Origin of the sequence: Enterococcus sp. DIV1083b, from assembly GCF_051713705.1 — a bacterium.
Lineage (GTDB): Bacteria > Bacillota > Bacilli > Lactobacillales > Enterococcaceae > Enterococcus_D > Enterococcus_D casseliflavus.
Genome location: NZ_JBIOQJ010000001.1, coordinates 2,500,611 through 2,520,831, shown reverse-complemented (window position 1 = coordinate 2,520,831; position 20,221 = coordinate 2,500,611). Strand labels below are relative to the sequence as shown.

At 42.5% G+C, this 20,221-nt stretch carries 22 protein-coding genes; 13 read left to right on the top strand and 9 right to left on the bottom strand.

Annotated features, from left to right (window positions below):
- Positions 1 to 218 precede the first annotated feature (218 nt).
- The 5 genes from IGI69_RS11745 (at position 219) to IGI69_RS11725 (ending at position 5,270) form a co-directional block, all read left to right on the top strand.
- Positions 219 to 1,205, top strand: coding sequence for an aldose epimerase family protein (locus IGI69_RS11745; protein WP_010749744.1), 987 nt, complete (start codon positions 219 to 221; stop codon positions 1,203 to 1,205).
- 141 nt (positions 1,206 to 1,346) lie between these two features.
- Positions 1,347 to 1,793, top strand: a complete 447-nt coding sequence (locus IGI69_RS11740; RefSeq protein WP_008377382.1) for a CopY/TcrY family copper transport repressor — start codon at positions 1,347 to 1,349, stop codon at positions 1,791 to 1,793.
- 37 nt (positions 1,794 to 1,830) lie between these two features.
- On the top strand, positions 1,831 to 2,040 hold the full coding sequence (copZ, locus tag IGI69_RS11735; RefSeq protein ID WP_005228873.1) for a copper chaperone CopZ: 210 nt from the start codon (positions 1,831 to 1,833) through the stop codon (positions 2,038 to 2,040).
- A 126-nt stretch (positions 2,041 to 2,166) separates the two neighbouring features.
- Entirely contained in the window at positions 2,167 to 4,641 is a 2,475-nt protein-coding gene (locus IGI69_RS11730; RefSeq protein WP_438740910.1) for a copper-translocating P-type ATPase, read from the top strand.
- 101 nt (positions 4,642 to 4,742) lie between these two features.
- Positions 4,743 to 5,270, top strand: a complete 528-nt coding sequence (locus IGI69_RS11725; RefSeq protein ID WP_010749742.1) for a hypothetical protein — start codon at positions 4,743 to 4,745, stop codon at positions 5,268 to 5,270.
- Between the two features lie 164 nt (positions 5,271 to 5,434).
- Here IGI69_RS11725 and IGI69_RS11720 read toward each other — a convergent pair whose 3' ends face one another.
- Positions 5,435 to 6,154 (bottom strand): DUF2087 domain-containing protein, encoded by a 720-nt coding sequence (locus IGI69_RS11720; RefSeq protein ID WP_434236280.1) that lies wholly within the window; start codon positions 6,152 to 6,154, stop codon positions 5,435 to 5,437.
- Between the two features lie 178 nt (positions 6,155 to 6,332).
- Here IGI69_RS11720 and IGI69_RS11715 point away from each other — a divergent pair, with 178 nt between their 5' ends.
- Both IGI69_RS11715 and IGI69_RS11710 read left to right on the top strand, forming a co-directional pair.
- Entirely contained in the window at positions 6,333 to 7,502 is a 1,170-nt protein-coding gene (locus IGI69_RS11715) for a pyridoxal phosphate-dependent aminotransferase (protein ID WP_074536051.1), read from the top strand.
- A 194-nt stretch (positions 7,503 to 7,696) separates the two neighbouring features.
- Positions 7,697 to 8,605, top strand: a complete 909-nt coding sequence (locus tag IGI69_RS11710) for a phosphate ABC transporter substrate-binding protein PstS family protein (RefSeq protein WP_016608721.1) — start codon at positions 7,697 to 7,699, stop codon at positions 8,603 to 8,605.
- A 146-nt stretch (positions 8,606 to 8,751) separates the two neighbouring features.
- Here the strand turns inward: IGI69_RS11710 and pnpS are convergent, their stop codons facing one another.
- Positions 8,752 to 10,488 carry a two-component system histidine kinase PnpS gene (gene pnpS / locus IGI69_RS11705; protein WP_087627809.1) on the bottom strand — a complete coding sequence of 579 codons (1,737 nt, stop codon included), beginning with the start codon at positions 10,486 to 10,488 and terminating at the stop codon, positions 8,752 to 8,754.
- Positions 10,485 to 11,192, bottom strand: coding sequence for a response regulator transcription factor (locus IGI69_RS11700; protein ID WP_221693213.1), 708 nt, complete (start codon positions 11,190 to 11,192; stop codon positions 10,485 to 10,487). Before IGI69_RS11700 ends, pnpS begins: the two co-directional genes overlap by 4 nt.
- Positions 11,193 to 11,342: 150 nt before the next feature.
- Between IGI69_RS11700 and IGI69_RS11695 the strand changes: the two genes are divergently transcribed.
- The 4 genes from IGI69_RS11695 to IGI69_RS11680 all read left to right on the top strand — a co-directional run bounded on the left by IGI69_RS11695 (position 11,343) and on the right by IGI69_RS11680 (position 14,170).
- Positions 11,343 to 11,816, top strand: a complete 474-nt coding sequence (locus tag IGI69_RS11695) for a DUF523 domain-containing protein (RefSeq protein WP_010749736.1) — start codon at positions 11,343 to 11,345, stop codon at positions 11,814 to 11,816.
- The gene (locus IGI69_RS11690) at positions 11,806 to 12,144 is read left to right on the top strand and encodes a putative DNA-binding protein (protein WP_005228897.1); all 339 of its coding nucleotides are present in this window, start codon (positions 11,806 to 11,808) and stop codon (positions 12,142 to 12,144) included. Before IGI69_RS11695 ends, IGI69_RS11690 begins: the two co-directional genes overlap by 11 nt.
- A gap of 13 nt (positions 12,145 to 12,157) precedes the next feature.
- Positions 12,158 to 13,576: a signal recognition particle protein gene (gene ffh / locus IGI69_RS11685; RefSeq protein ID WP_005228902.1), complete on the top strand. Its 1,419-nt coding sequence runs from the start codon at positions 12,158 to 12,160 to the stop codon at positions 13,574 to 13,576.
- Positions 13,577 to 13,969: 393 nt separating this feature from the next.
- Positions 13,970 to 14,170: a CsbD family protein gene (locus IGI69_RS11680; protein ID WP_005228904.1), complete on the top strand. Its 201-nt coding sequence runs from the start codon at positions 13,970 to 13,972 to the stop codon at positions 14,168 to 14,170.
- 46 nt (positions 14,171 to 14,216) lie between these two features.
- Here IGI69_RS11680 and IGI69_RS11675 read toward each other — a convergent pair whose 3' ends face one another.
- From IGI69_RS11675 to IGI69_RS11665, 3 genes are read right to left on the bottom strand one after another with little or no spacing between them, the layout of a single operon-like run.
- Positions 14,217 to 15,377: an ABC transporter permease gene (locus tag IGI69_RS11675; protein WP_074536045.1), complete on the bottom strand. Its 1,161-nt coding sequence runs from the start codon at positions 15,375 to 15,377 to the stop codon at positions 14,217 to 14,219.
- Positions 15,378 to 15,389: 12 nt separating this feature from the next.
- Positions 15,390 to 16,271 (bottom strand): ATP-binding cassette domain-containing protein, encoded by an 882-nt coding sequence (locus IGI69_RS11670; RefSeq protein WP_438740905.1) that lies wholly within the window; start codon positions 16,269 to 16,271, stop codon positions 15,390 to 15,392.
- The gene (locus IGI69_RS11665; RefSeq protein WP_005228910.1) at positions 16,268 to 16,654 is read right to left on the bottom strand and encodes a GntR family transcriptional regulator; all 387 of its coding nucleotides are present in this window, start codon (positions 16,652 to 16,654) and stop codon (positions 16,268 to 16,270) included. The genes IGI69_RS11670 and IGI69_RS11665 overlap by 4 nt, the downstream gene beginning before the upstream one ends.
- A gap of 100 nt (positions 16,655 to 16,754) precedes the next feature.
- Here IGI69_RS11665 and IGI69_RS11660 point away from each other — a divergent pair, with 100 nt between their 5' ends.
- Both IGI69_RS11660 and IGI69_RS11655 read left to right on the top strand, forming a co-directional pair.
- Complete coding sequence (locus IGI69_RS11660; protein WP_034869182.1) at positions 16,755 to 17,324, top strand: DNA-3-methyladenine glycosylase I; 570 nt, start codon at positions 16,755 to 16,757, stop codon at positions 17,322 to 17,324.
- A gap of 13 nt (positions 17,325 to 17,337) precedes the next feature.
- Positions 17,338 to 17,871 carry a dihydrofolate reductase family protein gene (locus IGI69_RS11655; RefSeq protein ID WP_438740902.1) on the top strand — a complete coding sequence of 178 codons (534 nt, stop codon included), beginning with the start codon at positions 17,338 to 17,340 and terminating at the stop codon, positions 17,869 to 17,871.
- Between the two features lie 132 nt (positions 17,872 to 18,003).
- Here the strand turns inward: IGI69_RS11655 and IGI69_RS11650 are convergent, their stop codons facing one another.
- From IGI69_RS11650 to IGI69_RS11640, 3 genes are all read right to left on the bottom strand, one after another.
- Positions 18,004 to 18,879 (bottom strand): IS3 family transposase, encoded by an 876-nt coding sequence (locus IGI69_RS11650; RefSeq protein WP_438741533.1) that lies wholly within the window; start codon positions 18,877 to 18,879, stop codon positions 18,004 to 18,006.
- Positions 18,849 to 19,415 carry a helix-turn-helix domain-containing protein gene (locus IGI69_RS11645; protein ID WP_016249831.1) on the bottom strand — a complete coding sequence of 189 codons (567 nt, stop codon included), beginning with the start codon at positions 19,413 to 19,415 and terminating at the stop codon, positions 18,849 to 18,851. The genes IGI69_RS11650 and IGI69_RS11645 overlap by 31 nt, the downstream gene beginning before the upstream one ends.
- A gap of 86 nt (positions 19,416 to 19,501) precedes the next feature.
- Positions 19,502 to 20,053: an NADPH-dependent FMN reductase gene (locus tag IGI69_RS11640; protein ID WP_005228916.1), complete on the bottom strand. Its 552-nt coding sequence runs from the start codon at positions 20,051 to 20,053 to the stop codon at positions 19,502 to 19,504.
- Positions 20,054 to 20,221 lie beyond the last annotated feature (168 nt).

Here is a 20,221-nt window from a genome sequence, read left to right as displayed (position 1 = left end):
AAACGGTAAAAAATCAGGCCGGGAATCCTGATTTTTGCCGAGCAGCTGCGTATCAATGATTCATAAAAATCAGTGGGGTGCTCTTGCCGCTTTTTTGAAGTGGCAGAAGCAAAGCCGTTTCCTGTCGAATTCTTCCGTCTTGAATTGACGGATCTAGCCCTTAACGGCTATACTTAAAAAGAGTAGCAGACTAACCAAAGAAAGAAGGATATGAACGAATGCCAAATGTGAAACAACTGACGTCAGAAAAAATGGGAACAATTTATGAGCTTTCCAATGATAGCGGTACCATCGTAAGGCTAAGTCCTGAAGGCGCACGCTTATTGGATTGGGTCGTTCCAGTAGAAGAAGGTCGCGACATTGTGGTCGGTTATGACACGATCGAAGGACATCGCCAAGCACGTTATTATGGCGCAACGATCGGCCCTGTGGCGGGAAGGATCGCAGGTACTCGCTTTGAGATCGACGGACAAGAATACCAAACGGAAAACAATGATGGCGGCAATACGCTTCATGGCGGTTCAAAGGGGCTGGATACTGATACATGGATCACTGAAACCTTTGAAGAAGCAGACAAAGCTGGGGTGATTTTTACTACCACACGGCAAGATGGCGATGGCGGGTTTCCTGGGAATGTTCGTTATCAAGTCACCTATACGTTGACGAATGACAATGAACTATTGCTTGCTTATGATGCCAACACTGACAAAGCGACTTTATTTAACCCAACGAACCACGGTTATTTCAATTTGACAGGTGATACCCAACAGCCGATCGATGACCATTTGGTTCAAATCAATGCCGAACATGTGGCTGAAACGAATGACGATGTGACGACGACCGGTGAAAAAACGCCTGTCGCAGGCACAAAGTTTGATTTTAGACAAGAACGCCCGATGGGAACGACGATGTTGGATGATCCGTTCTTATTAGACCATACGCAAGAGTGGGATCTAAAAGTAACCAGTCCCGATCAAAAAGTGCAGCTGACTGTAACTACTGACCGTCCTGCCGTTGTTATTTACACAACGGGTGAGGGAGAAGCTGGTGCATCAATGAAGACTGGTCCTTTTGCCAATCATGGCGGGATGGCGATCGAAACACAAGGTGTTCCTGGCTCTGAGAAATTTACCCACTTTGGTGAGATCGTGTTGCGTCCAGAAGAACCCTTCCACTCTGTGACGACGTATCAGGTCCACTTTTAAGCATAGGAACCAAATCATTTTTAATGAAATAGAAAAAAGCATTGTCAAAACGCAGAAAGTTTGGCGATGCTTTTTTTTGACAAAATCCGATTACAGATGTAAACTTAAAAATGTGAATCACTTATGAAAGGAAGTGGACAAATGCAATCTGTGGTCGAACCAATCAAAATCAGCGATTCTGAATGGGAAGTCATGCGTGTGATCTGGACATTAGGACAATCCGACGCGAAAGAGATCACCGCTTTATTGAGCGAAAATAAAAATTGGAAAGCAGCAACGGTCAAGACGCTTTTAGGACGACTCGTCAAAAAAGGCGTATTGAAAACAGAAAGCCAAGGAAAAAAATTTGTTTATTCGCCGCTTGTTTCCGAAGAAGCAACCGTTCGCAGCGCAGCTGAGAATCTTTTTTCTCATATTTGTGCCAAAAAAGTTGGGCAGACATTAGCAGAAATGATCCAAGAAGCAGCATTGACGGCAGAAGATTTGGCGATGCTCCAAGCAGCAGTCGACCAAAAAGTGCCAGTAGCAGCGATTTCATGTAATTGTATTCCTGGTCAGTGCCAATGCAAAACCCATGCAACAAAATAAGTAGCCGACGAACTGTTAAAAGAAATGAGGAATCGTAATGAAAAAAAACATGCAAATCAGCGGAATGAATTGTGCCCATTGTGCCGCAAAAGTTGAAAAAGCGCTTAGTGAAGTACCGGGTGTGAAAAAAGCCAAAGTGGACTTGAAAAAAGCTCGCGGAACAGTCAAGTTTGACGAGTCGCAAGTGACAGAAACAGCCTTAGTCAATGCGGTCACCGAAGCGGGTTATCAAGGGGTATTTGAGTAAGCAATGGAATTGCTAAAGTGAAAATGAAAAATCAAAACAAATGAAAAGTGTCCAGCCGCTTGAAGCTTTTGTATGAAGGAGCAAGACTGTACGCACATTCAGTGAAATAGGAAGGGGAATACTAGGATGAATCAGAAAAAAACGTCTTCCGCAAGTAATAGTCAGACGTCAAGCCATCATAGGCATGAACCTGCTTTGAATGAGCGGGATAATGGTACACAGGGACAAGAGCAACATACGCAATCACAGCTGGCAGAAGTCCCTGAGCCTAGCCATGAGATGAATGGGATGGATCATCACAGGGCGACATCAAAACAGCAGGAGCATGAAAGCTCCGATAGTAACCATGGTCCTATGGATCATGAAGTGTCCAGCATGGACTATAGCCATAAGGGCCATGAGATATCTGGCATGGATCATGGCCACAAGGACCATGAGATGTCTGGCATGAACCATAGTCACATGAATCATGAGATGTCTGGCATGGAACATGGTCACACGGATCATGAGATGTCTGGCATGGATCACGGTCACACGGATCATGAGATGTCTGGCATGAATCATAGTCACATGAATCATGAGATGTCTGGTATGGATCATAGTCAGATGGATCATGGAATGGGTGGCATGGATCATAGTATGCATATGGGAAATTTTAAGCAAAAGTTTTGGCTATCCTTGGTTTTGGCGATTCCAATCGTCATTTTATCGCCAATGATGGGCATCGAATTGCCCTTTCAATTCACGTTTCCTGGCTCAGATTGGGTCGTATTACTTTTAGGAACGATCCTGTTTTTCTATGGAGGGCAGCCGTTTTTAAGTGGTGCGAAAATGGAATTGAAACAAAAAAGCCCAGCCATGATGACGTTGATTGCTATGGGGATCACGGTTTCTTATTTTTATAGTCTTTACGCGTTTATCGCCAATCATTTTCTTGCTGTTCCTCATGTAATGGATTTCTTCTGGGAACTAGCGACTTTGATCGTGATCATGTTGTTGGGGCATTGGATCGAGATGAATGCAGTTTCTAATGCTGGCAATGCATTACAGAAATTAGCAGAACTATTGCCAAAAGAAGTGATTCGGAAAAATGCGGATGGATCAGAAGAACAGATTCCATTAGAAGAAGTGACCAACAAAACACAGTTGATCGTTCGCTCAGGAGATAAGATTCCTACAGACGGAACGATCCTTGAAGGAGAAACAACAATCGATGAGTCGGCAGTGACTGGTGAATCCAGACGGGTACCTAAAACCGTCGGCAGTACTGTCATTGGAGGATCTGTCAACGGCAATGGTACCATCACGATGGAAGTCAAAGGAACTGGGGAAGACAGCTACTTAGCGAAAGTCATGGAAATGGTGCGAAAAGCCCAAGAAGATAAATCCCGCTTAGAAGCACTTTCGGACAAAGTGGCAAAATGGCTGTTTTATATTGCGTTAGTTGCTGGTGTCTTGGCATTTGCTGTATGGCTGTTTGTTGCTGACCTACCGACTGCTCTTGATCGAATGGTCACGGTATTCGTCATTGCCTGTCCCCATGCGTTAGGGCTAGCGATTCCCCTCGTGGTTGCTCGCTCGACATCGATCGCTGCCAAAAATGGCTTGCTCTTAAAAAATCGCAACGCACTGGAGAATGCGCATCATGTTGATTATCTGATCCTCGATAAGACCGGTACGTTAACAGAAGGAACATTTACCGTAACTGGCATCGAGGCGACAGGCAGTCTTTCTGCATCAGAAGTACTCGCTTACCTAGCAGGTCTTGAGAAAACCGCCAATCATCCGATCGCAGAAGGTATTTTAGCCCAAGCTGAAAAGGAAAACATCACAGCCAAAAAGGCGACTGATGTTCAAACAAGGACAGGGATTGGTCTGGAAGGCGTGATCGATGGACAGAAGTGGTTGATCGTCAATCAAAAAGGATTGGAGCAATTAGCCATTCAGTATCAAGGGAACTCCTTGAAAAATTATCAAGAACAGGGCAATACCATCAGCTATTTGGTTCATGACGGCAAAGTGGAAGGTATCGTCGCATTAGGGGATAAGGTGAAACCAGAAGCGAGTCAATTTATTCAAAAAGTGAAAGACTTAGGCATCACGCCAGTTATGGCTACTGGAGACAACCAAGAAGCGGCGCAAGCCGTAGCCGATTACCTAGGAATCGAAGCCTTCCATGCGGCAATGTTGCCAGACGATAAAGAACGTCTAGTCAGTGACTATGTCAAAGAGGGCAAGCGCGTCGTAATGGTAGGCGATGGGATCAATGACGCCCCAAGTCTTGCAAGAGCGACGATCGGGATTGCGATCGGAGCGGGTACCGATGTAGCGATCGATTCAGCCGATGTCGTTTTGACGAATAGCGAACCTCAAGACATCTTGCACTTCTTGACGTTGGCGAAAAAAACAAGACGCAAGATGATTCAAAATCTCTGGTGGGGCGCAGGATACAATATTTTTGCCATTCCTTTGGCAGCTGGCGTGCTCGCACCGATCGGGATCATTTTGAACCCAGCAGTCGGAGCTGTCTTGATGTCTATGAGCACGATCATCGTTGCCATCAATGCAATGACCTTATCAATCGAAAAAAGCGGCGATTAGCCGCTTTTTTGTTTCTTTTCCTAGGAGCAGTGAAATACCTCTATAATCTGCTTCTGGATTTATGCTATAATGTGTTCGTTGAGACAAGGAGGACGTTGATTATGGAACTGAAGAAATTGGATGTTCCCACTACTTCAATTACTGAAGTAAAAAAATCTCCGATGGATGTATTTAATCAAGCGCGAGAAGCAGGAACAGCAGTATATGTATTCAATCGTGAAAAAGTGGCGGGGGTCATGTTGACACAAGAGCAGTATGAAACGTTATTGCAGGAATTAGATTATTTGCGTCAGCGACCGATGATGGAAGAAGAACCCGAACAGCCGCCAGTGGCAGGGCTAGAGGAATTCTTACAAATCATGCGGCAAGCGCTGATCACCGGTGCGAGCATCTCGGCAAAAAATTTAGATGAGCGAATGGTGGCGCTAGGGTTCATCACTCGTAAAACTGGTTTTGGCGGTGTCGTTGACATGGTGAACGAATTGAAAGAAACAGGCAAGATCGTTTACCAGCTACGTAAAAAACAAGATGGTAAATCGGTGACCGCTGAAGTCATTGGAGAACAAGACAATCAAACGCAATTATTTGATAAATTGATCATCAAAAAAATCTTTCTAAAAGAAAAATAAACGCTGGAACTTGTCCCAGCGTTTCAGACGGTAGACAAAGTACGGATGTTTTCGTACTTTGTCTTTTTTTGTTGTAAAAAAGTGGAGATTATTAACTTTTTTTAAACTGTGAAAGATACTGCTCATCCAACCAACAAAAGTTCCAGCCAGTTACAGACTAGGTTTTAAGTCAGCCAGTAAGTTTTCCCGTCTTTCGTCCGTTGCATAAATCCGTATTCGATCAAATAACGTCGGACAGTGACGTAATCGGTGATCGCTTGTTTTAATACATCGTTGACAGCAGCTTCTGAATAATTTTTCTTCGGATCAAATTTTTGTGCCAGTACACTCAAGACAACAATCTTGCGCTTTTCTTTGCTGGGAAACTGTTTGATAAACCCCGTTTCATCAAAATAAGTGGCAATGATCTTTTCTCTTTCACTAGCCGTAATGGCATAGCGATCATCAAGCATCGTCGCCCCTTTATGAGGCGGCAGCAACGGGGTATCTTGCAACAAGGACATGATACTTAAAAAAACAGTCGCTTGTCGCTGTTTTTCTTTTAGTTTAAAGCGATGATTCCTGACAGTCGAAGAAGAGATACCTAAGCGCTGGGCAATCACAGTATCGCTAACATCTTGGGCAAACAGTTGTAAAATCTCCTGTTGGCTCTCTGATAAGCCTGTTTGTTCTTTGGGTAAAGCCAACAATGCGGACAAAACGGTTCCGTGATGCTCAGTGATATGCTGCAACATTCGTTTTTTTGCTGTAAAAAAGGCGCCATCAACGGGATAGATTTCTTCTTTGTCGAAGGTCTCCTGACAAAATACGCAACAATATTCCGTTGGTGTTGCGACATATCCTTGCTGATAATCAGAAATGGTAAACTCTTGATAAGGTTTCATTTTGGGTTCTCCTTTTATTGTTTAGATATATACTAACACAAATTGATTTCGTTTGTAAATGAGCAAACGAATTTATCGTTATTAGATTAATTTCATCCGTTGCTTAAAATTGTCGCCTTTTTGTGTTAGGATTAACAACAATAGCGAATGAATTTGCTTAATTCAAAGGAGTGATACTATGGCAGACGTAAGCCAACGCTTCAATCACGAAGTGTACAATATAGCTGTTTCATTGATTCGTAAATTTGATGAACGGGTTTCTTCAATTCCTGATATTTTAAAGTTAACGTTAGGCGAGCCGGATTTCAACACACCGGAGCACGTGAAAAAATCGGGTGTCCAAGCAATCGAACAAAATTTCAGCCACTATTCTGGAATGGCAGGCTTAGCAGATGTTCGGCAAGCAGCCAGCCTCTTTTTGAAAAATAAATATCAGCTTGATTACGACTTTCAATCAGAAGTATTAGTGACGATCGGTGCAACGGAAGCAATCTCAGCTTCTTTATTAGCCACGCTGGAACCTGGTGATAAAGTGATTTTACCAGCACCAATTTATCCAGGCTATGAACCAGTCATCCATTTAGCTCATGCCAAACCGATTTATCTTGATACGACGGATAATGACTTTGTTTTAGCGCCAGAAGTTTTAGAAGCAGCCTTAAAAGAACATGGGGAGCAAGTCAAGGCAGTCATTTTAAATTATCCTAGCAATCCAACAGGGGTTGTTTATACCCGAGAACAAGTCAAAGCATTGGCAGAAGTTTTAGAAAAATACCCCGTTTTTGTTATTAGCGATGAAATTTATAGTGAGTTGACTTATGATGAAACCCATGTGTCCATTGCTGAATACTTGCGGGATCAAACGATCGTGATCAACGGCTTGTCGAAATCACACGCGATGACTGGTTGGCGCGTCGGCTTCATTTTTGCACCAGCAGCGTTGACTGCTCAGATCATTAAGGTCCACCAATACTTAGTGACCGCGGCCTCAACGATTTCTCAAAAAGCCGCAGTGCGGGCATTGATCGAAGGCATCAATGATGCAGAAGTCATGAAAGCCGATTACCGTGAACGCCGAGATTACTTGTTTGAAAAGATGACTGCCCTTGGTTTTGAAATGGCGAAGCCATCTGGTGCATTCTACATTTTTGCCAAAATACCAGCAGGTTTCAACCAAGATTCCATGGCTTTTTGTGTCGACTTAGCCGAAAAGAATCAATTAGCAATCATTCCAGGGATCGCCTTTGGTCCCGAAGCAGAAGGCTATGTTCGTTTAAGCTATGCGGCAAGTATGGAGAACTTGGTGGAAGCGATGGATCGCTTGACACGCTATATGCAAAGCAAATGATTCTACAGACATTTCTTTAGTTCATAAGTGTTAGATAAAGTAAGCCCCCTCTGATGGATGCAGCGGGGGCTTTTTTAGGCAATCGACGAACTTTACAAAATATTTACATCGCTTTATCGATTCTTTACATGAAATCCATCAAGGTTTTACACCGCCTTGCTAAACTAAGCATATAACGAAAGGAGATTTACTAAATGAAAAAATTGGGACTTTTATTTTTTGCAACTGGATTATTATTAGCTGGCTGTGGGAGCGGTGGCGCAAGCACTGAGAGCAGTCAAGCATCAGGCGGATCTTCATCAGGTGCCGCATCAAATGAAAATGTAGAAATTTTAGCTGTGGGCTCAACGGCATTGCAACCCTTGGTTGAAGCAGCAGGTGAAAGCTTCTCAGCAGACAATCCCAATTATACAATTACGGTTCAAGGTGGCGGCAGCGGAACTGGCTTAAGTCAAGTAGAAGCAGGCGCGGTGACGATCGGCAATTCCGATGTGTTTGCGGATGAAAAAGATGGTGTGGATGCTAGCAAATTAGTTGACCATAAAGTAGCCGTAGTTGGTATGGCACCAGTGGTAAATAAAGACGCAGGCGTTACGGACCTTAGCCAACAAGATTTAATCGATATTTTTACAGGCAAAGTGAAGAATTGGTCTGAACTAGGCGGAGCAGATCAAGAAATCTCTGTAATCAACCGCGCATCAGGCAGCGGTACGAGAGCGACCTTTGAAAAATGGGGCTTAGATGGTGCAGAGACGATCCAAACACAAGAGCAAGATTCTTCTGGAACAGTCCGTAAAATCGTTGCTGAAACACCAGGAGCAATCAGCTACCTTGCTTTATCCTATTTGGACGATTCGATCCAAGCGCTATCTCTTGATGGGGTAGAAGCGACTCCTGAAAATATTGCAGATAACAAATGGCCAATCTGGTCTTACGAGCATATGTACACGAACGGCGAGCCAGATGCAAACGTCAAAGCGTTTCTTGATTACATCATGACAGACGATGTCCAACAAGGAATCGTTATCGAATTAGGTTACTTGCCAATCACTGATATGAAAGTAGAACGCAGTGTAGACGGCGAAGTAACGAATGTTGAATAGTGAAATGACCGAAGAAGGAGAATGCTCCTTCTTTTTTGTGTTTAAAGCATCAAGAAGATGGTATTGGCTGGTGCTTCATTTGGTAATGAAAAACAACTACGAAAACAGCCGATAACAATTATTCACCTGTTATCGGCTGTTTTTTATCAATAATCATCTTTTTCATGAAGCGGCAAAGTCACCGTAAAGGTAGAACCAATTTTGGGGAAACTGTCAACCTTGATGCTGCCGCCTAATAATTTGGTATAGTCTTTAACGATAGCCAGCCCAAGTCCAGTGCCGCCAGAATTGCGAGCGCGGGCTTTGTCCACCCGATAAAACCGCTCAAAAATCCGTTCCTGATCTTCTTCATCGATGCCGATGCCTTGATCCTGCACTTGAAATAACAGCTGGTCGTCTTGCTCTGAATAGGATAATGTGATGACACCACCAGGTTTTGAATAGGTGACAGCATTTTCTACCAGATTTTTTACGATGGGCTGCAGCAGCTCTTTTTTGGTAGATAAAATGAAGGGTTCGGGTCCTTCAAATTGAAAGGTCAATTGCTTCTTAGCAGCTGCGGGACCATAGGTTTGAACGACTTGTTGCAGCAGCTCAGAAAAGTTGATCGGTTGGTCGACATACTGGAAAGAATCACTGTCTTGAGACAGTTGGATGATATCTTGTATTAGATTTTTCAAGCGATAAGCATCTTTTTGAATGATCTCTAAAAAGGTCTGCAATGTTTCTGGGTCTTCTTTGGCGCCGTCCAGCAGTGTTTCGGTAAACCCAATCAAGGAAGTTACCGGCGTTTTTAATTCATGGGAAACATTGCCGACAAAATCTTTTTGCATTTTTTCTAATTGTCGGATGCGCGTCAAGTCATAAGAAATACCAATCAACTGGTTTTCTTGGAAGCTTCGCAAGGTAACATCCAAGACTTTTGAACGTTCCCCGCTAAGGGTGGTTTCCGCATGGAAAATAGGGGTCTCGTCGTTAAATTGATAGATCAATTGGATCAGTTGTGTGTCATGAATCACTTCAGTGAAGGGCTGCGGCAAGGTTGGCGCAGTTTCCATCCCCAACTGTTCTTGCATCGTCGGATTCAACAGCAGCAGTTGATTTTCTTCATTAATGATAAAGACACCGATCATCAGTTCACTGAGCAGTCCATACAACTGTTGTTCAGATGCCGCATAGGCCCGATAGGTCTGGCTCATTTGTTCGCTCAGCTGATTGATCAGTTGATACAACTCGTCATGTTCAGGGGTTTCTTGCATAATGATTGCTTGTTGATCGGGCGAGGTGATCATTTTTTTTACGACGGGCAGAATCGTTTGGATTGGACGATTCCGCTGACGCAGCGTGTGAAAAATCAGCAGGCTGATCAAGAAACAAAAGACAAGATAGACAATCAAGATCGATTGCTTGATTCCTTGGTTTTTCGCAAAAAAAGCAGCAGTCGGTTCTGCGATCCGCAAGATTTGAGTTAAGTTTCCATCTTCTTTGACAGGAATCGCCACGTAAAGCAATTCTTCATGCAAGGTGTCGCTTTCCCGCAACGATTGACCAACGGCGCTTCCGCGCAAAACGGCTTGAACCTCTGGACGATCGGAGCGGTTTTCATGGAGGGTATGATCATAAGTATCGAAAATGATTTGGCCTTGATCATCTAACAAAGTGATGCGGCTATTGCTGTCTTGAACATAGGCATCGGCAAATTGTTCGAGCGCTGCGGTTTGGTTATCTGAGAGATTCAAAAACACAGCGGCTTTCTCTTGCAGAAAATCCACTTGCTGGGCGATGACTTGCTGACGGTAAAAACTGCTTAGAACTTGCCAACACAGGAAAAAAATCAGCAATAGACCGATTGACCATAAACCATAGCCATAGCGTTTTTTCATTGGGTCGGCTCCTGAAATTTATACCCAAATCCTCGAACGGTCACCAAGTATTCTGGACGCTTGGGATCAGCTTCCAATTTTTCTCTTAAATGACTGATGTGAACATCCACGATGCGACTTTGTCCATCAAAGTCAAAATTCCAAATACGATTGAGTAAGGTATCGCGATCGATCACGCGGCCTTTACGTTTCATAAAGTAAACCAGCAGCTCGAACTCTTTTGGGGTCAGGAAGATTTTCTCCCCATTCACACTGACCTGGAAATTGGTCAGATCGGCTTGAATTCCGCCGATTTGCAAGATTTCTGCAGGTTGATCTTCTTCTCGTGCTTTTTGACGAGGTTCTAAGCGACGGAAGATGGCCTTCATTCGAGCCAATACTTCTCGAGGGCTGAAGGGTTTCGTCAAGTAGTCGTCAGCCCCGATCTCTAAGCCCAAGATACGGTCGATCGGATCATCTTTTGCGGTCAAGACGAGGATCGGTGTCTCGATTTTTTCTTGACGTAATTTTTTTGTGATTTCGATACCGTCCAAATTCGGCAGCATGACATCCAAGATGATAAAGTCAAAAGGTTTTGACAACGCCAAGTCGAAGGCTTTTTGACCATCTGAGGCGGAAACGACTTGGTAGCCCTCTTTTTCTAAATTAAAGGTTAAAAGTGTGACGATTGAAGGTTCATCATCGACAACGAGTATTTTTTTCATGATAGACTCCTTTCGTTTCTTTTTTTCAAGAAACGATTAAATTTCAACGAACAAGTCCTATTTTAGCATGAATAGACAATTGGTACTATTGCAACCACTAAATAAATGCTATAATAAAGGACGATTTCATAGGAAAGCTGAGGGTGCTAAATGATTGGAATCAGTGCGTGTCTAGGCGGTGCCCTTTGCCGCTACGATGGAAAACATCAAGCAGTACCACAATTGATCGAACTTGTTCGTGCGGGTCAAGCCATGATGGTCTGTCCAGAAGTTCTTGGCGGCTTGCCGATTCCACGTGAACCGGCCGAAATCGTCGGTGGCGATGGGGTGGATGTTTGGGCGCAACGAGCGAAGGTCGTCACCATTTCAGGAGAAGACGTGACGGAACAATTTACTAAAGGCGCGAAAATTGCTTATCAAAAATTGCAAGAGCAAGGCATCACCCAACTGATCCTAAAAGAGAAAAGTCCCTCTTGTGGCAGTCAGACGATTTATGATGGCAATTTTTCTGGAATCAAAAAAACAGGGGTCGGTGTCGCTTGTGCCTATTTTCGACAAAAAGGCATGACTGTTTTGTCCGATGTCGAATGGCTTGCAAAACAGGAGGAAGCAAATGGAAATTGAAAAGACCAATCGCATGAATGCGTTGTTTGAGTTTTATTCCACGTTATTGACGGAAAAACAGATGAATTACATGGAATTGTATTACGCAGATGATTTTTCTCTAGGAGAAATCGCTGAAGAGTATCAAGTTAGCCGTCAAGCAGTCTATGACAACATCAAACGCACCGAACGTATTTTAGAAGACTATGAAAAAAAACTACATATGTTTTCGGATTATATCATGCGGGAAGACTTGCTGGATCAGCTAAGCGAGTATACGAAAACCCACTATCCAAAAGACGAAACCTTACAGGGGTTTATTCAACAGCTCCAAGAAATTGAAGAATAAAGGAATGAAAAAAATGGCATTTGAAAGTTTAACTGAACGCCTCCAGCAGGCAATGAGCAAACTGCGCAGAAAAGGAAAAGTATCTGAAGCAGATGTAAAAGAAATGATGCGTGAGATTCGTCTAGCTTTATTAGAAGCCGACGTCAATCTGCAAGTTGTAAAAGAGTTTACCAAAAATGTCCGTGAACGGGCAGTGGGGGTAGAAGTATTAGAAAGCCTATCTCCAGCGCAACAAATCGTTAAGATCGTTGATGAAGAATTAACCAAAACATTAGGATCAGAAACAGTTGGGATCGAAAAATCACCGAAGATCCCAACGATCATCATGATGGCTGGTTTGCAAGGGGCAGGGAAAACCACCTTTGCTGGGAAATTAGCCAACCATTTGATCAAAACCGAAAACGCACGTCCATTAATGATCGCTGGTGACGTGTACCGACCAGCTGCGATCGACCAGTTGAAAGTATTAGGGCAGCAATTGGATGTACCTGTTTTTGATATGGGAACTGATGTCAGCCCAGTTGAAATCGTCCGCCAAGGATTGGCTTTGGCTCGGGAAAAGAAAAATGACTACGTTTTGATCGATACGGCGGGTCGTTTGCATATCGACGAAAACTTGATGGAAGAGCTAAAACAAATCAAGGACTTGGCACAGCCAAATGAAATTTTACTGGTAGTAGATGCGATGACAGGACAAGATGCTGTCAACGTGGCGGAAAGCTTCAATCAACAACTGGGGATCACAGGGGTAGTCATCACCAAGCTAGATGGCGATACTCGTGGCGGGGCGGCATTGTCGATTCGTCAAGTTACGGGCGCTCCAATCAAGTTCACTGGTACCGGTGAAAAATTGACCGACCTTGAAGTATTCCATCCAGATCGGATGTCTAGTCGGATTCTCGGTATGGGTGATATGCTGACTTTGATCGAAAAAGCACAGCAAGATTACGACGAGAAAAAAGCAGAAGAACTTGCTCAAAAAATGAAGGAAAACTCCTTCGACTTCAATGACTTTGTCGAACAGATCGATCAAGTTATGGGCATGGGCCCAATTGAAGATCTCTTAAAAATGATTCCGGGAATGAGTCAAATGCCTGGTATCGAAAATGTCAAAGTTGATCCGAAACAAATTGCTCGACAAAAAGCCATGGTTTATTCTATGACACCAGCTGAACGGGAAAATCCTGATTTGTTAAATCCAAGCCGTCGTCGCCGGATTGCCGCCGGTTCTGGAAACAGTGTCGTCGAAGTCAACCGTATGATCAAACAATTCAAAGAATCTCGCAAAATGATGCAGCAAATGAGTAAAGGGAATATGAACATTCCTGGCATGGATCAAATGTTTGGCGGTGGGGTCAAAGGGAAACTTGGAAAAATGGCCATGAATCGCATGGTCAAGAAACAAAAGAAGAAAAAGAAAAAACGCAAATAATCGTTTAACACTGATAGGAACTGAGAACTGAACCTTATCTTCGTGTAATTAAAAAACATGATCTGAAAAGGCACCAAATCGAGAAGCTGTACCTGCTGATTCTAGCAACTGCAGCTCCTCAGATTGGCTTCTTCAGGTCATGCTTTTTTATGCTCACAGCGTCCTCTTTAAATGAACTCCTTCAAAGAACATCAAATAGAACATCTAAAGAACATCCTTTTTTATAGAGAAAGCCAGCTTTCTACCGAATATCTCAAATCGTCCAAGAGTCAAAAATAGCGATCAACTATCGTTGCGGACAACTCTAAGAATAGGATAGAAGCAGAACATTCGTGCTTTCTGTTAAATGGTGCTACTATTAATTTATAGCAAGTATGAAAGGAGTTTTTTACGATGACAAACAAAGATCGCATTGAAGGAAAAGTAACCGAAACAAAAGGGAAACTTACAGGAGATGACTCCGAAGAATTAAAAGGCAAAACCCAAAATAAATATGGGAAAGCCAAAGATAAGGTTGAAGATTTTGCGGATGATGTTTCTCGTAAAGTAAATGACTTCTTTGACAAAAAAGACGACGACAAACCTAGACATTAAACTTAAAAGCATCCCTGCAACAAGAACATGTTGCAGGGATGCTTTTTTATATTCCACTGATTTGTTTGTTTTTTCGTTTGTACCACCAATTCATCAGCGCTTTAGGATAGACAAGCAGCAAACTGATGAATAAGCAGGCAACCAGTAATAAACCGAGCCGAAGAGCGATGTTCCAGAGACTGACATCATACCCCTCATAGAGATTACGGTAAAAAATTTCTAGTGGGTAATAAGAAATCATGGATAAATAGAACCAGGTTCCCAAAGAAAGCAGCCAATAAACTGGTGCGCGCAATTTAGGGATCGTTAAATAATCACCGTCATTTTCTAAAGAGATTTTCGAGAACACTTTTTCGGCAGCAAGAATCAGCAAGCCGCTCAAGCCGAGGTAAAGGAGCAGCAGCCACCAAGGGTAGACATATCCTTGCGGCCAATCGATCCACGTTTGAAAAGGAATCAGAAAATCCCCATGACCAAGAAACACAAAACTAAAAAACTCGCGGGTACATTGGAAAAAGCTATACCCCATTGATCCTAGAGAAATAGTGAAGAAGACCGAGAGCATGCCAGTAAACAGATTCCCCAGCAAAACGCCTAACAAGAGACCTGCAGCAAATACTAGCAGATTCGTTGCCAAGGTACTAAGGGCAGAAAGCAGCACGTCTTGAAGCGGCACAGCGAGATAGCGAGCTGGGATCATCGTGTATTCGATCAGGATATGACCTAACAGACCCAAGACTAAACAAGCGGTCAAGGGTAAGCCGATAAAAAGCAGTTTCTTGTGGAAGACGTGCTTTCTGCTAAAGGGTAAAGCAAATAAAAAGCGATTGAAATTGGTGCGGCCATCGACAAAAAAGGACAAGAAGCCCCAAATAAACAGGAAGACAATCACAAATTGATTCATGGTGGTCATATAAGGGCGATTGTAATAAATCTCATCAGGGGACTCATTGCTAATCGTCAATACCGCATCGCGGTACTCTGTTGCCGAATCAAAGTAAACCGGGGTTTCACCCTTGTAGCTTTTGACATAGTACTCTCGATTTTCGTTGAAATCTTTGATAAATTCTTCAGATGTCAAATAGCGTTCTTGCTGATGCCAGGCTTTTTGTGATTGCCAGCCATCACCAAGGTACATTAAGAGTAAGACAAAACAAAAGCCGATCAGCAGCTTGCCGTAGCGTTCTTTAAATATATTGCTTAACATCGTTTTCCACCTCTATCCTTCCACTAATGCCTCTTGTCGTAAATTTGCTTCAAACAGATCTTCCAAGGTCAATGGCAATTCTTCGAAAACCAAAGGATCAAGTTGCTGGATCTCAGCCGCCAGCTCCTCTGTGTAATTGTCAAACAAAGCGGTCAGAACCCGTCCTTGTTTTTGAATCAGCTTGGAGCGCTGCTTGATAAGGGGAGGAATCTGTTTGCTGCGAAAGACAAGTTGGAGTTTGCGAGATTGTTCGCGAATCGTTTCCAAACGGTAGTCTCCTTCAATCGTTTTCCCTTTGATCAACAAGGCACGATCAATAATATGCTCTAATTCATTTAGATTATGGGAAGCGATCAATGCGGTACGATTCGACTCACTGAGGCTTTCCAGCAATAGTCTGATCACTTTTTTACGGACGATCACATCAAGCCCATCAAAAGGTTCGTCTAACAGTAAGAACGTCGCATTTGAAGCGATCGCTAGAATCATCTTATAAAGACCTTGCATTCCTTTTGACATTCGCCGGTAAGAAAGCGTTAGCGGCAGACCATGGCTTTGCATCAATTCTAAATAAAGATTTTGATCAAAATTCGGATAAGCAAGCCGATAAAATTGATTGATTTTTTTTAACGAGTAGGCAGCCAGAAAGTTTTCTTTTTCATCGATATAAAAAAGCTGTTCTTTTAATTCCGGGTGCTGATCCAGGCGTTGGTTATCGATTGAAATCTCGCCATCATCTAGTAAATAATGTCCAGCGACCGTCCGAAACAACGTGGTTTTCCCAGAACCATTGCGGCCGATCAATCCTACGAGTTCTCCTTTTTCCAAAGAGAAGTTCACGTTTTCTAAGATAGTTGTTTGTTCCATTTTCTTGGTCACATGTTCGATCTTCACTGTGGATCGCCTCCTAACTCTTGTTCAAAGCCATTCATCCAATCGCTCAGCTCACGCATGCTGATCTGTAAATGGCGTGCTTCGATCACCAATTCTTTCAAACGTTCTTTCACTTGTAAGATCCGAATCTCATCGCGTGGCAGATCCTCAGTAACTTTCACAAAGGTGCCTTTTCCTTTGATGGTGACAAGCACTTGCTCATTTTCCAATACTTTGTAGGCTTTGCTGACGGTATTTGGATTCATCAACAGGTGCTTGGCCATTTCACGAACCGAAGGTACTTGGTCTCCAGCGGTTAGAACACCGTTCAGAATATCTTCTTTGATACTTAAAACCAATTGCTCATAGTAAGGTTTGCTGCTGGCTTTGTTAATGCGAACCACAAAATCAGCTCCTTTCATTTATGTGTACTAGTATACGTAGTACACTAGTGGAAGTAAAGTCTTTTATGATAAAATAAACAAAAAGGAGCTGATGAGGACAATGGAACGATGTGAGTGGGCCAACAGTACACCAGCGATGCAGGAGTATCATGATACAATCTGGGGGAAACCTGAGTATGAGGATCAGCAGTTGTTTCGAAAATTGGTGTTAGATATGAATCAAGCAGGGTTGAGCTGGCAAACGATTTTAAATAAAATGGCGAATTTTGATGCGGCGTATGATCAGTTTGAAATCACCAAAGTAGCGAACTATACGGAAGAAAAAGTGGAAGAACTGATGATGAATCCAGGAATCATCCGCAATCGGCGAAAGATTGAAGCGGCGATCAGCAATGCCCAAGAAGTTTTAAAAATCCAGCAAGAATATGGTAGTTTCTCCGCATTCTTGTGGCGATATGTCGATCATCAGCCGATCATTAATGAATTTGAGCAGCAATCCGATGTACCGACCCATTCGGAAATCTCCGATCAGCTAGCGAAAGATTTGAAAAAGCGAGGGTTTAAATTTGTCGGAACGACCATTATTTACGCCTTTATGGAAGCTGTCGGCATGGTCAACGACCATTTAGTCACTTGTGTTTGTCGAACATCAGCAGCAAACAAAGAATAAAGGAGCGAGCATAATGGGAAAATTGATATTCTATGGTGCGATCAGCCTCGATGGCTATTTAGCAGGTCTGAAGGATCAACTGGACTGGCTGTTTCAAACCGATACCGGTGTCGCCACGACTTATGAAGCATTTTTTGCAACCATCGATGCGACAGTGATGGGGAGAAAGACCTATCAAGAAGCAAAAAAACTTATGGATGGTGGACTGTTGTACCCCGAAACGACAAATTATGTTTTTTCCCGTACACAAAAAGAACCGTTGCCAGATGCAACGCTAGTGTCAACGGATCCAGTGGCATTTGTTTCAGCATTAAAACAAGAGGAAAACGTATGGGTAGTAGGGGGAGGTTCCTTATTAAAACCATTGCTGGAAGCTGATTTGATCGATGAATGGTTTATTCAAATCGCGCCGGTGTTTTTAGGAGAAGGCAAGCGGCTGTTTGAACCGGGGGGATATTCGAGACGCTTGACGTTTGTTGAAACAAAACAGATGGGAGAACTGACAGAACTCCATTTTGTCCGAAAGGCTGTGTCAGGCAGCGAGTAAAAAGCGCAAACGATTATTCTTCACAGTAAAAAAGACCAAGAAACTCAGTGCCGAGTTTTGTAGTGACCCCAAAAAGTTAGACTTTTATGGAGTGGAGAAATCCACTCCTTTTTTGTACGATAAGATTAACTGTTAGACAGCTGTTTTTACAGCTTCTCGAAACTGAACCGGACTTCGCCAATTTAATTTCTTTTTGATGCGTTTATGGTTGTAATAATAGATATATTGGTCAATTTTTGTTTTCAATTCATCTAAACTCCGATAGACTTCTCCATGAAAAATCTCTTGCTTTAATAAACCAAAGAAGTTTTCCATAGGTGAGTTATCTAAACAATTCCCTTTACGAGACATACTCTGGAAGATTTTATGCTGTTTCAATTTATTCTTATAAGCATTCATTTGATAGGCCCATCCTTGATCTGAATGGAAGGTTCTACGAAATGGACAATCATTTGTCATCTGGATTGCTTCTTCTAATCCTTCCATTATGGCTAGTGCGTTTGGTTTTTCAGAAATCCGATAAGATAGAATTTCACTATTGTAGAAATCCATGAAAGGATCTAAATACAGCTTTTTCTGACGAACGACACCTGTGGTGTCTACTTCATAATACTTAAACTCTGTGGTATCAGTTGTAATTTTTTGGTGACAGATATTTGTATAAAACCGAAGATGAATACGATTTTTGGCGACAGTACCAACCTTCCCACGATAAGAATTGTACCGTCGAGATTTTCGAGTGTAAGACTTTACTTCGATACCTAGTTTTTTTATCAGACGTTGAATCTTCTTTTTATTGACATGAATCCCTTGATTCTCTAATTCTTTTTTTAATCGCAGACAGCCATAGTCTTTATGCTCTTTACGAATTTCAAGCATTTTTTCTTCAATTTCTTGGTCTGGGTTTGGTCTGTCAAACCGTTTCTGCCAATACATATAGGTTGCTTTAGGAAATTTCAATGTTTCAAGAAGCTCAACTAGTTTGAATGATCCTCGGAGGCTGGCGATGATTCGTGCGATTGATTCTTGCGTCTTTGCTGGGCTTCCTGTTTTCGCAGCTTCCTCAACTCTTTTAAAAAGGCATTCTCAATTTGAAGGGATCGGACTTGCTTTTCTAATGCCTTGATACGCTCGCGTTCTTCAGTTGTTGTATTTTCTTTTTTGTTTTCTTTTTTTCTAGTCAAAGTAAGTGGTCGCCCTTTCTCTTTTGAGAGCCCCTCAATACCTGCTTCTCTGAAATTACGCATCCAATTGGCAATAAGCGCAGGGTTGTTCATTTCTAAAGTGCTAGCAACTTCTCGATAGGACATCTCACTTGTTTGATATAACTCTAGCGCATTTAACTTAAATTGAACAGAATATTTCTGATTTTGATGCTTTCTCAATAGACCTTCCTCTCCGTATTCACGATAGGCATTCACCCAATTACTTACTTGAGACTTGCTTGAAATACCGTATTTGTTGGCAAGATACCGATATCCGCCCACGCCACTAAGATATTCTTTAACGATTTTTAGTTTTAATTCAAAAGGATATTTTGCCATACAAATAACGACCCCCAAAAGTTAGATTTTTTGGTCTAACTTTTGGGGGTCGCTTCATTTCTTGGTCTTTTTGTATGGATTCTTCATTAGTTGAATCGTTGAAAGAATTCAATATATTTTGCAAGGATCGTTTCGAAGAAGCTTACTGTATCTGGGTTGATCTCATTGTTTTCATCGATCAAGTTTGTGATACCGCCAATGTAGGCTTCTGGTTGTTGCAGAGTAGGCATATCCAAAAAGACTAATGATTGACGCAAATGATGGTTCGCACCAAATCCAGCGATCGCTCCTGGAGAAACGCTGACGACTAAGGCTGGTTTGCCACCCCAACTGCTCGCACCGTAAGGACGAGAACCAACATCTAAAGCATTTTTCAAGGCTGCAGGAACAGAGCGGTTGTATTCTGGTGTAAAGAAGAAGACACCATCAACGGCGCTTAATGCTTCACGAAATGCTGTCCATTCAGCAGGAACTTTTCCTTCAACTTCCAAATCTTCATTGTAAAAAGGCAAGTTGCCGATCTCGATGAAAGATGCTTCAAAACCTTCTGGTAATAGTGATGCGAATTTTTTCGCTACGAGTTTATTGTAAGAACCTTCCCGCAAGCTGCCGACGATAAAACCGATTTTTTTTGTCATGTAAAATTCCTCCTTGTTGTTTTCTACTCATTTAGCTTACCAAAAGTAAGTGAGTGGTGCAAATAAAACGATTTGACCTTAAAAAGGTTTCTCTAATATTCATGATACGCGTCCAGATTCATTCTGGCAAAAGATAACCATGCCGAAAAAAAAAGGAAAGAAAAACTT